At 68.2% G+C, this 12,547-nt stretch carries 11 protein-coding genes; 8 read left to right on the top strand and 3 right to left on the bottom strand.

What is annotated here, in order from left to right:
* Window positions 1-53: 53 nt before the first annotated feature.
* Entirely contained in the window at window positions 54-617 is a 564-nt protein-coding gene (gene mug / locus ON40_RS18760; protein WP_040824766.1) for a G/U mismatch-specific DNA glycosylase, read from the bottom strand.
* A 248-nt stretch (window positions 618-865) separates the two neighbouring features.
* Here mug and ON40_RS18755 point away from each other — a divergent pair, with 248 nt between their 5' ends.
* Window positions 866-2,548, top strand: a complete 1,683-nt coding sequence (locus tag ON40_RS18755; RefSeq protein WP_051193280.1) for a lipase family protein — start codon at window positions 866-868, stop codon at window positions 2,546-2,548.
* Window positions 2,549-2,633: 85 nt separating this feature from the next.
* On the opposite strand, the gene ON40_RS18750 is transcribed toward ON40_RS18755, so the two are convergent.
* Window positions 2,634-3,989 (bottom strand): amidohydrolase family protein, encoded by a 1,356-nt coding sequence (locus ON40_RS18750; protein ID WP_245567883.1) that lies wholly within the window; start codon window positions 3,987-3,989, stop codon window positions 2,634-2,636.
* 8 nt (window positions 3,990-3,997) lie between these two features.
* Window positions 3,998-5,170, bottom strand: a complete 1,173-nt coding sequence (locus ON40_RS18745) for a hypothetical protein (protein ID WP_040824764.1) — start codon at window positions 5,168-5,170, stop codon at window positions 3,998-4,000.
* A 345-nt stretch (window positions 5,171-5,515) separates the two neighbouring features.
* On the opposite strand from ON40_RS18745, the gene ON40_RS18740 reads away from it, so the two are divergent.
* The 7 genes from ON40_RS18740 to ON40_RS18710 all read left to right on the top strand — a co-directional run bounded on the left by ON40_RS18740 (window position 5,516) and on the right by ON40_RS18710 (window position 12,543).
* Window positions 5,516-6,241 (top strand): ABC transporter ATP-binding protein, encoded by a 726-nt coding sequence (locus ON40_RS18740; protein WP_245567878.1) that lies wholly within the window; start codon window positions 5,516-5,518, stop codon window positions 6,239-6,241.
* Window positions 6,238-7,092: an ABC transporter permease gene (locus ON40_RS18735; protein ID WP_083895758.1), complete on the top strand. Its 855-nt coding sequence runs from the start codon at window positions 6,238-6,240 to the stop codon at window positions 7,090-7,092. The genes ON40_RS18740 and ON40_RS18735 overlap by 4 nt, the downstream gene beginning before the upstream one ends.
* Window positions 7,089-8,156, top strand: coding sequence for an isopenicillin N synthase family dioxygenase (locus tag ON40_RS18730; RefSeq protein ID WP_040824762.1), 1,068 nt, complete (start codon window positions 7,089-7,091; stop codon window positions 8,154-8,156). Before ON40_RS18735 ends, ON40_RS18730 begins: the two co-directional genes overlap by 4 nt.
* A gap of 36 nt (window positions 8,157-8,192) precedes the next feature.
* Window positions 8,193-9,185, top strand: a complete 993-nt coding sequence (locus tag ON40_RS18725) for an isopenicillin N synthase family dioxygenase (RefSeq protein ID WP_040824761.1) — start codon at window positions 8,193-8,195, stop codon at window positions 9,183-9,185.
* Between the two features lie 41 nt (window positions 9,186-9,226).
* Window positions 9,227-9,880: a GntR family transcriptional regulator gene (locus ON40_RS18720; RefSeq protein ID WP_040824759.1), complete on the top strand. Its 654-nt coding sequence runs from the start codon at window positions 9,227-9,229 to the stop codon at window positions 9,878-9,880.
* A 90-nt stretch (window positions 9,881-9,970) separates the two neighbouring features.
* Window positions 9,971-11,560 carry a circularly permuted type 2 ATP-grasp protein gene (locus ON40_RS18715; RefSeq protein WP_040824757.1) on the top strand — a complete coding sequence of 530 codons (1,590 nt, stop codon included), beginning with the start codon at window positions 9,971-9,973 and terminating at the stop codon, window positions 11,558-11,560.
* Window positions 11,561-11,568: 8 nt separating this feature from the next.
* The gene (locus ON40_RS18710) at window positions 11,569-12,543 is read left to right on the top strand and encodes an alpha-E domain-containing protein (RefSeq protein WP_040824755.1); all 975 of its coding nucleotides are present in this window, start codon (window positions 11,569-11,571) and stop codon (window positions 12,541-12,543) included.
* The last annotated feature ends 4 nt before the right edge of the window (window positions 12,544-12,547 follow it).

Here is a 12,547-nt window from a genome sequence, read left to right as displayed (position 1 = left end):
TGCCCGCGACGAGCGGATGAGTCCGGTCGTCGCGGGCGAGGGGTCCGTCGATCTCACTCGAATTCTGCTGTCTCCCGCAGCTTTCGGAATTCGACGGCCAACGCATCCAGTGTGTAGTGGGCATTGAGACCGCTCGGGTTGGGCAGCACCCAGATACGGGTGCTGCCCAATGTCTCGGACTGTGGTCCGACAGTGGTCTTCGGTCGGCCGAACGCGGTGCGGTAGGCGCCCAGGCCGAGGACGGCCAGAATGCGCGGGTGATTGTCTCGCACTCGTTCGGTGAGCGCGCGGCCGCCCTCGCGCAATTCCTGCGACGTGAGTTCGTTCGCTTTCGCCGTCGTACGCGCGGCGACATTGGTGATGCCCAGCCCGAGGGCGAGCAGTTCTTCCTGCTCGTCGGGACGGAACAAACGTGGGGTGAAGCCGGACCGGAACAGCGCGGGCCAGAAGCGGTTTCCGGGCCGGGCGAAATGGTGACCGGTCGCCCCCGACCACAGGCCCGGATTGATCCCGCAGAACAGAACCCGCAGATCCGGCGCCAGCAGATCGGGAATGGTCCGGCCCTCCGCTGCGGCCAGATCTGCCGGTGTGGGGCGGTACGCGGCGGAATGTGGCATCCGTCCAGTCTGCCTGAACATGGTTGTCCGCCTCCGGCGGTCATCTCTCGACCAGGATCGGCGGGCCGACACGATTCGGTGTGTCGTCGCAGATCCGCGGAATTGTGCTGGTCCGGGGGTATCTTTCGGAAGTCGGTGCGGCCTCGGCCTTTTGCCGACTCGTTTTCGTGCTTGCCGGACTACCGGGACTCTCCACAGCTGCACAGTCTTCGGTTCGAGTACAACTCCTACAGGGCGGGTGTGTTGTCGTGAAACGTGTACGGAGCATTGCGGTCTCGATGGTGATGGGTTGTTCGCTGACGCTCGGGCAGGTGCCCGCCGCGGTGGCCGACCCGTCGTCCGAGACTCCTGCACCGACCACTGCCGAACCGGCAGCTCCGTCCGCACCCGGTTCGAGCGTGTCGTCGACCCCCGAACCGGGCGCGCGGTCCACCTTCGATCAGGCCGCGCCGTCCACGCCGGACCCGGCTGTTCCCGCCACCTCCGTTCCGGCTGCGCCCTCCGCCGCTGATCCGACCGCGCCGCCTGCCGTCGGACCGACTCCTCCTGCCGCACAAGCGGATCCGGGGCCGTCGGCGTTCCAGCGATGGATCGATGACCATATTCCGGGACCGGCCTCGATCCTGCCCCGGACCGGATCCGCTGCCGCCGCGCCCGAGGCATCGCCGGGCGGGTTGTGGAAGGCGATTCAGTCCAGTCCGACCGGAGATCCGTTCTTCGATGTCGCACCGGCGAATCTTGCGCAGTACGCACCCGGTGACATCATCCAAACGCGTGATGTCACCTGGCCCGCGGTGCCGATGGTCTTCCTGACGGTGTTGACGCCGGTTCAGCACGCGGTTCAGCTGAAGTTCCGCACCACGAACTCCGCCGGTGAGCCCTCGTTCGGGACCGCGACGCTCCTGTTGCCCTTCAACAAGTGGACCGGGCCGGGAAGTCGCCCGGTGCTGTTGAACGCGCCGCCGATCAACGCGCTCAACCGGCGCTGCACACCCGGCTATGTGTTCTCCCACGGATACGACCTCACCTCCGGCAACGGCAACGATTTCGTCCCGTCGCCGACCATGTGGGCCGCGAGTCAGAACTACGCGGTGGTGATCCCGGACCACGAAGGTCCCTTGATGTCGTACGCCGAGCCGACCGTGGCCGGGCACATCATGCTCGACACCGTGCGTGCGGTGCGCCACCTGATGCCGGATCAGTTCGGCGAGAGCCGATTCGCGATGACCGGCTACTCCGGCGGCGCCATCGCCAGCTACTCGGCGTCGATGTTGTCGAGCGAATACGCGCCGGAACTGAGCCCCTACCTGGTCGGCGCGGCGATGGGCGGGCTGCCCGTCGACTACGAATCCTTCGCGAGGACCTTCGACGGCACCTACGCCTCGGGACTGATGCTGAGCGTCACCCTCGCGTTGGCCCGAGAACATCCGGAAATCCTCGGCCGCATGAATCATCTCGCGCAGTGGGCGGCGATCTCGCCGCTCAAAGACGTGTGCAGCTCCACGATGGCGGACGTCGGAGTGTTCGTACCCTATGCGGCCCTGGCGAATATGCGCGATCCGCTGCACACCGAATTCGCCGACATGCTGTTCCGGCGATTGAGCCTGAAGGGCAAGAAGGCGGGCATGCCGATCTACGTCTACAACGGCCTGCACGACCCCTGGATACCCGTCGCGAATGCCGATGCGTTCTTCGACCAGCAGTGTGCCCTCGGAGTCCCGGCCACGAAGAGCATCGTGGGTGGTGAGCACATTCTCGGGTACTTCGACGGGTTCCTGGGGTCCACGCACTGGCTGGGCGAGCGGTTGTCCGGTGTCCCGGCGGCCGACAACTGTCAAGTGGCGCCACGGTCGAATACCGCACCGCAACAGAGCAACTCGTCCGATCCGGCGAGTAGCGCCCCGCGCCCCGCGACGTCCCCGGGGCCGTGAGCCGGACCGCCGGCACGTGCGAAATCGATATCGGCCGCATCAAGATGCTCACGCGGCCAACATTTTTGGTGATCTGCCCCTGTCCTCACAGTGTCCCGTGCGGGCCGAGCGCGACGAGCGCCGCGGTCAGTGCGTCGACGTCGATGCGCGCGCTACGGCCGTCAGCCACGACGACATCGCCGCCCACCAGCACGGTGTCGACGATGCGTGGTGTGCCGCAGGTCAGCAGCGTCGCACCGGGATCGCTCACCGGTAGGCAGGCGAAGTCCCGATCGAACCGCAGCAGCGTCAGGTCGGCGAGGCGTCCGACGCTCACCCCGCCCGGCGTGGGCGCGACGGGCAGCCCGAGTGCCCGTGCGGCGCCATCGCAGGCGATCGCGAGCATCGACCCGATATCGAACAGGTCGGCTCGGCGTGCGTGGGCGCGCTGGACATATGCGCCCGCGCGCAGCGTTTCCAGCATGTCCTGGCGGTCATTGGACCCGGCGCCGTCCACGCCCAGCCCGACGGCGACCCCGTCCGCGAGCAGTTCGCGGACGGGGGCGACCCCGGAGCCGAGTCGCATGTTGGACACCGGGTTCCACGACACGGCAACGCCTCCGGCGGACAGTGCCCGGCGTGCGTGCGCGTCGAGTTCGACACCGTGCACGGCGAGCAGGCGCTCGCCGATCAGACCGCCCTCGGCGAGATAGTCGATCGCTGACAGACCGGCATTCGCACGGCACATCGCGTCGTCGGTGCCCGTCTCGGACAGGTGGATCATCACGGTGAGGTCGCGGTCCCGGGCGAATGCGGCTGCGGTGCGCATGCCCTCGATCGTCATCGAGCGGGCGTTCGGGACGGCCAGCCCCAGGGTGATGCGGTCGCCGGCGGCCGCGGCGAGCCGGTCGGTGTCGGCGAGCGCGGTATCCAGCGGCTGGATCAGCCTCGGGTCGAAACCCCAACGGCGAGTGGGATCTTCGCGGTCGGCGATACCCCGGCCCAGGACGGCCCGCACCCCGACGTCCGAGAGTGCGGCGAGCACCGCGTCGTGTACCTCGGGGTCGGGATGCGGCCACATGTGCTCCACGAGGGTCGTGGTGCCGGACAGCAGGCCCTCGAGTGCGGCGGCCACGGCGGCGAGGTACGCCCGCTCGGGGGTGACAGCGTTCATCGCCTCGCCCACCGCGAGCAACCACTCCAGCAGCGGTCGGCCCTCGCCCACACCGCGGCACAGCGACTGCTGCACGTGCGTATGCGTATTGACGAAACCGGGGATGAGGTGGCCGCCGACGCCGTCGAGCACGCCCGGCCCGGCGGTACCCGGGACATGGTCGCGGACCTCGGTGACGACGCCGTCGGTGATCAGCACGTCGGTGTGCGGGCGCCAGGCGGCGCCGGTCCACACCGTCACGTCGGAGATGGTGTCGATCCGCGTCTGCGCGGCGTCCGGCCGCAGCACCACGGGTCTCACCGGATGCCGATCGATCGATCGCCGAACTGCGGGTCGAACAGGGTGGCGGAGTTCACCTTCGGGTCCACCTTCGCGCCCTGCGCGGCGAGCAACGGTGCCAGGTCGCTCACGAACGCCTGTACGCGTGCGGGGTCGTAGGTGCCGACCGAGCCGTTCTCGTTCGCGATGATGTTCTCGGACTTCAGGATTCCCGAAGCGTACTCGGCCTCGGCGAGTGAGTAGGTGGAGTAGGTCGGGTCCTTCGCGACCACGTCGGCGATCAGCTTGTCGGTGGCCGTGGGCGCGGTGACGAAGTCGGCGTCGGCCTGCTGGACGATCGGCACCAGCTTCTGCAGACACGGCGTCAGCTGGGCGAGCCGGTCTGCGCGGACGGACAGGTTGGACGCGTACGGGTCGAAGCCCAGCTCCGAGAGCAGACCGTGGGCGACGGGCTTGTTCCAGGCCGGGGTGTTGTGCTCGTACTCCCACGGCTCGGCGTCCGCGTATCCCTGCTGGACGATCGACGAGTCGCCCACGAACCGTGCGGGACTGCCGTCGTAGCTCTTGTCGAGCTGCGATTTAGTGACGTACCCCTTGGCGAGCAGCCAGGTCGGGAACGCCTGCTCCTTGGACACCACGACGGTGGCGTGTGTCGCGGCGAGGCCGCGCAGGGTGAGCCCGGGGTGCTTGGCCGGGTCCCACATCAGGATCGCCGGGTTGTGCGTCAGCAGCGGTGTGACCCCGACGACGCGCTGATCCGCACTGGCCGAGACGATCTGGTCGCCGTGCACCAGCCCGAGGTCGATCGACGAGTCGACATACATCTGGGACGCGACGGACTGGAACCCGATGGCGGAGCCGCCGGACTTCAGCCGCAGCTTGATCCCGGTGCTCTTGCCCTGCGCCACAAGGGTTCCGGTGACCGACTTGGTGGTGGTGTCCACGGTGTAGTCCGGTCCGAGCAGTTGGAACATCCCGCCCATATCCGCCTGCGGTTGCCATTGCAGCTGCACGGTGAGCGTGTCCGGGCAGACGCCGGTGAGGCGTTGCGCGGCGGGCGCCGGGGCGAGGGAAACCGAGGGGGCGGGGGTGCTCGACGAGCCGCACGCGGTGAGGGTGCACAGGCCCACGGTCAGCGCGGCGGTGATACCGGCCGCGCGTCGCGCGATGCGGTTGTGGAATGGGGACATCTGTTCTCCTGCAACGTGATCGAGAGCGGGTTCGAGGGACCGGAGGCGGTCGCGGGTGTGGTGGCCCGAAGAGGCGAGCGGCGTCGGGGGCGTCTCCACGGTCGCGTACCGGACGATGGTCCACAAGCCCGGACGATGCATGTAACAAGATGTTCACGGCGTAGTTCACGCAATAATTACATGCAATCGAGAACATTGATGCACAACACCAGACGAATCTGCCCGCAGATCGTTCCCATATCGGAGGTTCCCTTGCCATCCTTCGCCCCGCTGGTCGACACGCGAAACGATGTCGACGCGCGGCACCTGAGAGCGGACGACCAGGTGTCGTTCCATGAGGTGTCGATGACCTACCCGACCGGGACCACCGCGCTGTCCTCGGTCTCGCTGTCGGTGCGACGCGGCGAGTTCGTGGCGATCGTCGGGCCTTCGGGCTGCGGTAAATCCACCCTGCTGCGTCTGGCCGCCGGATTGGAGCGACCGTCCGCCGGCACGGTCGCCGTGGACACCTCGTCGGTCGCCTTCATATTCCAGGAAGCGACGCTCCTGCCGTGGGCCTCGGTGCGCCGCAACGCATCTCTGCTGGTCGAACTCGCCGGCATGCCCGCCGCCGAGCGCCGCGCCCGGGTCGATGCCGCACTGGCCGCGGTCGGGTTGCCGGACTTTGCCGACCAGCTGCCCAAGGCGCTGTCCGGCGGCATGCGAATGCGGGTGTCGCTGGCTCGTGCGCTCGCACTCGAGCCCGAGCTGATGCTGCTCGACGAGCCCTTCGGCGCACTCGACGAGCTCACCCGGCAGGAGATGCAGCTCCAACTGCTGGGGCTGTGTGAGCGCGGCGGTTTCACCGCGGTGTTCGTGACCCACTCGGTGTCCGAGGCGGTGCTGCTCGCCGACCGGGTGGTCGTGATGTCGGCCCGGCCCGGCCGGATCGCGGCCGAGATCGAGGTCGATCTGCCGCGGCCGAGAGGTGCACGCGGTGACGGCGGATCCTGGGGCGCGGAGCTGCGGTTCGCGCCCGAGTACACCGATACCGTCGCGCGGATCTCGGGGTTGCTGCGAGGTGTGGCATGAGTACCGTGCTGAATCTGCCGATCGCCCCGGTCGCGCAGGCGGACCCGGTCGCGTCGCGTGGGCTCGCGGCCCGGTTCGGGCGCGGGTCGGTGGCCGTGGCCGCGCTGGCTGCGGGTATCGGGCTCTGGTACGCGGTGTCCTATCTGGTGCTCAGCCCGCAGCGCCGGTTCCTGCTGCCGCCTCCGCACGCGGTGCTGGCACAGTCCCTGCTCGATTCCGTGCACCTGCGTCCCATGCTCGTTGCGCTGGGTGTGACCGCCGAGGTGGCCGGGATGGGGTTCGTGGCCGCGGCCGTGATCGGCATCGCCGTCGGCGCGCTGATGAGTCAGACCTGGTGGCTCGAACGGGTGATCTTCCCGTATGCCGTTGTGCTGCAGGTTGTTCCGATCCTCGCGATCACCCCGCTGCTCGGCCTGTGGTTCGGCTACAGCACCACCTCCCGGGTCGCCGTGTGCGTGATGATCGCGCTGTTCCCGATCATCACCAACACCCACTTCGGGTTCCGTTCGGTCGACCCGGGACTGCACGAGCTGTTCACGCTGGGCCGGGCGTCGCGCCTGCAACGCCTCGTCCGGCTCGAGCTGCCCGCGGCCTCGCCCGCGATCCTGACCGGGCTGCGGATCGCATCCGGCCAGGTGATCATCGGCGCCATCATCGGCGACATGTTCTTCGCACAGGGTGAGCCGGGCATCGGCACCCTCATGGACGACTATCGGGCCCAGCTGCGCTCCACCGACCTGATCGCGGCGATCGTGCTGGCCGCGGCGTTCGGCGTGGCCGTCTTCGTCGTCTGCTCCGTGGTGTCCCGGCTCGCCGTGGGGCGCTGGCACGGCTCGGGGAGTGTGCGATGAGCGAAATCACCACTCCCGACAGCGCTTTCGTCGTCCCCACCGTCGACATCGCGCCCTACCTCGACCCGTCGGCGTGCGCCGCCACGGACGCGGCATGCGAAGCGGTCGCGGCGAGTATCGATGACGCCTGCCGCACGGTCGGTTTCCTGCAGGTCGTGGGGCACGGCGTGTCCGCATCCGCGATCGACGGGCTGGCCGCGGCGATCGACGGCTTCTTCGGTGCGCCCGCGCAGAGCAAGCGACAGCTCCGTCGCCCCGGTGAGAACCGCGGTTACACGCCACCGAAATCGGAGTCGCTGAGTATGAGTCTCGGTGTGGCCCCGGCGAATCGGATGCACGACTTCTACGAGTCGTTCACCGTCGGGACCGAGGCCGCCGCATATCCCGGCCTGGACCTGCCCGAGGCCGACTACCCGGCGAACCGCTGGCCCGAAGTGCCGGGCTTCCGCAGCTCGGTAGCGGCCTACCTGCGCGAGGTGACATTCCTGTCTCGGGCCCTGCTGCGGGCCTGCTCGGACGCACTGGGGCTGGGCCCGCACCATTTCGACGACCTCGTCGACCACTCCATCGACACCCTCAAGATGAACAACTACGCGCTGGCGCCTGGCGCGATCGAGCTGGACGGCCCACTCACCGGAATGGGCGCGCACACCGATTTCGGAATTCTCACCGTGCTGTGGGCGGACCGCGTCCCCGGGCTGGAAGTGCTCGGACCCGATGCGGTGTGGCACCCGGTCTCGCCGGCTCCGGGGGCCTTCCTGGTGAACCTCGGCGATGCCTTCGCGCGCTGGACGAACGACCGGTGGCGCTCCACCCTGCACCGGGTGGATCCGCCGGTGGTCGACGGCCGGATCGAGCGCCGCCGGTCCGCGGCCTTCTTCTTCGACGGCAACCACGATGCGGTGATCGAGCCGCTGCCCGGCACCGTGGAGCCGGGGGTGGAGGCCTACCCGCCGATCACCATCGCCGCACACCTACAGGCCAAGTTGGCCGGGATGAAGCTCGGCACCGCGCCCGCGGGGGCCGACCGCGAGGCCGCCCGGGTGCGCGGCGCCCGCACCTGACTTCGACAAGCCCTTCCCGACAGGAGAAGACATACGATGACCGAGCAGAACCGCATGCAGGAACTGGACCGGGAGAGCCGGATGGGCGGCCCGGGAGTGGAGACGGCGCGCAGCGTCCCGCGGATCGATCTGACCGACCGCGAGGCACGGCGTGCCGAGATCACCGATCAGCTGTGGCACGCCGCCACCGAGATCGGCTTCTTCCAGCTGGTGAATCACTCGATCCCGCAGCCTCTGGTGGACGCGGCGTTCGCGCGTGCCGCACAGTTCTTCACACTGCCCGAACCGGCCAAATCCGCACTGCCGCTGGATAAACCGAACAACGCGGGATGGGAGTACTCGAGTCAGGTCCGCCCGTCGGTGGGCACTCCGGACCAGAAGGAGTCGTACCAGATCACCCGCCCGCACATGGCCGGGCTGTGGCCCGTCGAACAGGAGCTGCCGGGGTTCCGGGACTTCATGCTGGAGTTCGAGCGGCACTGCTGGGAGCTGGCGATGTGGGTGCTGTCCTGCTTCGCCGACCGGCTCGGGTTCGATCGCGAGTTCTTCGCTCGCGCACACGATCCCGGCTCCGCGGAGTACCAGTCGACGCTGCGGCTGATCCACTACTACGCGCTGCCGGACGAGCTGCGCGGTCGCTCCGGCACCTGGCGGGCGGGCGCGCACACCGACTTCGACTGCCTCACACTGCTGTTCCAGCGCGACGGGCAGGGCGGCCTGCAGGTCTGTCCCGGCCGCGAGGCGGACGCCCAGGAGTGGACTCCGGTCGTACCGTCCGATGACGTGATCACCTGCAACATCGGCGACATGCTCATGCGATGGAGTGACGACGCACTGCTGTCGACGTTCCACCGGGTCCGGGTGCCCGGCGCGGGCGAGTACGCCGGGTCGCGCTACTCGATCCCCTTCTTCGCCCAGGCCAACCGCGATGTCGTGATCGCACCGCCGCGCGGCACCTACCCGCCGATCACCGCGGCCGAGTACCTTCGACAGCGGGTTGCCGCGAACTACGCGGGCCGTACGGCGTGAGCGCGCCGGTCGAAGCCGGGCGTGGGAGGAGGACGTCGCTGATGGGCGATGGTTCGGACTCCCTGCTCGGGGAGGCGGTGTACAAGCAGCTGTTGGACCGCATCTTCACCGGCGAACTGCCACCGGGCGCACCGCTGAGCGTCCCCGCCCTCGCCGCCGCGCTCGATGTGAGCCGGAGCCCGGTGCGCGATTCGGTGCAGCGGCTCGTGGCCGACGGTCTGGCGGTGCACACCCCGCACGCGGGGGCGCGCGTCGCGCATGTCGACGAGCGGGAAATCGCCGACGTGCTCGCCGTGCGGGAGCTGCTCGACGGGTATGCGGCGCGGGAGGCGACACTGCGGGCGTCGACGTCCGACGTGCGGCGACTGGCCGCGCTGGTCGAGGGTCAGCAGGCACGGCTGGCCGAACCGGCCGACGCGCTCGCCGAGGCGCGCCACGACCTCGAATTCCACACCGCCGTCCGCGATCTCGCGGGCAACCGGGCGCTGAGCGATGCGCTGCACCGGCTCGACGCGAAGGCGCACCTGTACAACACCGGGCTGTGGTCGGACGAGGCCGGACGTCGATTCGCGGTCGCCGAGCACGTCGCGATCGTGCATGCCATCGAGATCGGGGACGCGGCCTGCGCCGAGCGGGCCGCGGCCGCGCACGTCGCGGCGCTCGGCGTGCGAATGCGTCGGCTGGCGCGGGGATAGCACCGAAAACCTTTGCGGCGAAACATGGTTGGTTCGAAAATTTTACCTGTGTGACGACACCGGGGCCGCGCGATGCGGGACCATCGGACAATGACAGCGGTCGCCAAGCCCATGCAGTATTCACCGGGGATTTTCGACGGCTACCACGTCGAGCAGCACTCGGATGCCCACGACGAGATGTTCGACCGGGTGGGGCGGATTCGTCAGCCCTACCGTGGTGTGCACAAAGGATTGATGCGGATGGACGTCGGTGAGCTGGTGTCCCGTTCGGATGCCCTGGGCCGGGCGTTCATCGATCAGGGCATCACCTTCTCCCTTTCCGGACAGGAACGGCCTTTTCCGCTGGATCTGGTGCCGCGGGTGATCGCGGCGACGGAGTGGTCACTGCTGGAAAAGGGTTTCGAACAGCGGGTGAAGGCTCTGGAGATGTTCCTGGCCGATATCTACGGTGAGCAGAATATTCTGCGGGATCACGTGATCCCGCGGCGGCTGATCACCACCTGCCCGAATTTCCACCGCGAGGCGATGGGTATCGCACCGCCCAACGGCGTGCGCATCCACGTCGCCGGAATCGATGTGGTGCGTGATGAAAAGGGGGTGTTCCGGGTACTCGAGGACAATCTGCGCTCGCCGTCCGGGGTGTCCTATGTGATGGAGAACCGGCGCACGATGGCCCGGGTCTTCCCGGATCTGTTCGCCTCCCATCGGGTGCGTCCGGTGGGGGACTATCCGAGCCATCTGCTGCGGGCCCTGCGCGCCTCGGCGGCCACCAATGCCGCCGATCCGACCGTCGTGGTACTCACGCCGGGAGTGTTCAATTCCGCGTATTTCGAACATTCGCTGCTGGCCCGGCAGATGGGTGTGGAGCTGGTCGAGCGACGGGATCTGTTCTGCCGCGACAATGTGGTCTACATGCGTACCACGCACGGTGAACGTCAGGTCGACGTGGTTTATCGACGCATCGATGACGATTTTCTCGACCCCATGCACTTCAATCCGGATTCGGTGCTGGGCGTGGCCGGAATCCTGAACGCGGCGCGGGCGGGCAATGTGGTGATTTCCAGCGCCGTCGGCAATGGTGTCGCCGACGACAAACTGGTCTACACCTATGTGCCGACCATGATCGAGTATTACCTCGGCGAGCGCCCGTTGATTCCCAACGTGGACACCTTCCGCTGCTGGCTCGACGACGAACGTGCCGAAGTGCTCGACCGGATCGAAGAATTGGTGATCAAACCGGTGGAGGGCTCCGGCGGATACGGCATCGTCTTCGGGCCCGATGCCTCCCCGCGGGAACTCGAGATCGTGCGCGGCAAGATCCGCTCGGAGCCGCGCAATTGGATCGCCCAGCCCGTGGTCCAGCTCTCCACGGTGCCGACCAAGATCGGCGACTCGCTCTCGCCCAGGCACGTGGATCTGCGGCCGTTCGTGGTCAACGAGGGCAACGACGTGTGGGTGCTGCCCGGTGGTCTCACCCGGGTCGCGTTGCCGGAGGGCTCGCTCGTGGTCAATTCCAGTCAGGGCGGCGGCAGTAAGGACACCTGGGTGCTGTCCTCGCGCGGCATCGGCGAGCGCGAGGAGGCCGCCCTCGAACTCGTGGGTGAACCCGACGTGACCGATCACGCCGACCAGAGCCCCACCCTGGCGGTCACCCAGTCGCAACAGCAACAACAGCAGTAGGAGGCGTGATGCTGGCGCGGAACGCGGAATCACTGTTCTGGATCGGCCGCTACGTGGAACGAGCCGACGACACCGCCCGGATCCTCGACGTCACGGTTCACCAACTCCTCGAGGACGTCACCGTCGATCCGGACCGGGCGGCACGAAAACTGTTGCGGGTATTAGGAATCGACCTGCCCGACGGGCAGCTCGACGTGTGGTCGCTGACCGAACTGGTGGCCTTCGACCATGGCCAGCCGGCCTCGATCGTCGCGTCGATCTCGGCGGCCCGGGAGAATGCCCGGGGTGCGCGGGAGGCGACCTCGGCCGAACTGTGGGAATGCCTGAACACCGCCTACAACGGGCTCGGCGGCGCGATGCGCGCGGCCCGGGATCTGGGGCCCTACGAGTTCTTCCGCTACGTCGAGGACCGCGCGGCGATGTTCGCCGGTCAGGCCGACTCCACTCTCAGCCGCGACGACGGGTACCGCTTCCTGTTGCTCGGGCGCCTGCTCGAGCGCGTGGATATGACTGTGCGCCTGCTGCTTTCGCGCGGCGGCGAGCCCGCGAATTCCCCCGCGTGGGTCAGTGTGCTGCGTTCGGCCGGGGCGCACGACGCGTATCTGCGGACTCATCGCGGAGTGCTCGACGCACGTCTGGTGGCCGAGTTCATCCTGCTGGATCGGCTCTTTCCCCGTTCGGTCTTCCACTCGGTGCAGCTGGCCGAGACCTGCCTGCACGAACTCGACCAGGTCCCCGGCGGCCGGGTCGGGTCCCGCAACGAGGCGCGGCGCCTGCTCGGCCGGGCCCGCAGTGAACTCGAATTCCTCGCTCCCGGAGTACTTCTGGAAGCCCTGCAGACCCGGCTGGCCGATCTGCAGCAGACCTGCCGGGAGGTCAACGAGGCCATCGCCCTGCAGTATTTCCATGCCGCGCCGTGGGTCGCCTGGACCGACGCGCGCCACTGTCTCGGCGCCACCGCGGTGGTGGACGGGGAACTGTGAGAGA

The organism is Nocardia jiangxiensis NBRC 101359, from assembly GCF_000308615.1.
Classification (GTDB): Bacteria; Actinomycetota; Actinomycetes; order Mycobacteriales; family Mycobacteriaceae; genus Nocardia; species Nocardia jiangxiensis.
The sequence above is the reverse complement of the archived record's forward strand: the minus strand, read 5'-3'. Positions and strand labels throughout refer to the sequence as shown.

Excerpts from the sequence above, each read along its gene's own strand:
- ON40_RS18715 (WP_040824757.1), top strand. The coding sequence starts at position 9,971 with ATGACAGCGGTCGCCAAGCCCATGCAGTATTCACCGGGGATTTTCGAC.
- mug (WP_040824766.1), bottom strand. The coding sequence starts at position 617 with ATGCCACATTCCGCCGCGTACCGCCCCACACCGGCAGATCTGGCCGCA.
- ON40_RS18745 (WP_040824764.1), bottom strand. The coding sequence starts at position 5,170 with ATGTCCCCATTCCACAACCGCATCGCGCGACGCGCGGCCGGTATCACC.
- ON40_RS18720 (WP_040824759.1), top strand. The coding sequence starts at position 9,227 with ATGGGCGATGGTTCGGACTCCCTGCTCGGGGAGGCGGTGTACAAGCAG.
- ON40_RS18735 (WP_083895758.1), top strand. The coding sequence starts at position 6,238 with ATGAGTACCGTGCTGAATCTGCCGATCGCCCCGGTCGCGCAGGCGGAC.
- ON40_RS18710 (WP_040824755.1), top strand. The coding sequence starts at position 11,569 with ATGCTGGCGCGGAACGCGGAATCACTGTTCTGGATCGGCCGCTACGTG.
- ON40_RS18730 (WP_040824762.1), top strand. The coding sequence starts at position 7,089 with ATGAGCGAAATCACCACTCCCGACAGCGCTTTCGTCGTCCCCACCGTC.
- ON40_RS18725 (WP_040824761.1), top strand. The coding sequence starts at position 8,193 with ATGACCGAGCAGAACCGCATGCAGGAACTGGACCGGGAGAGCCGGATG.
- ON40_RS18740 (WP_245567878.1), top strand. The coding sequence starts at position 5,516 with ATGACCTACCCGACCGGGACCACCGCGCTGTCCTCGGTCTCGCTGTCG.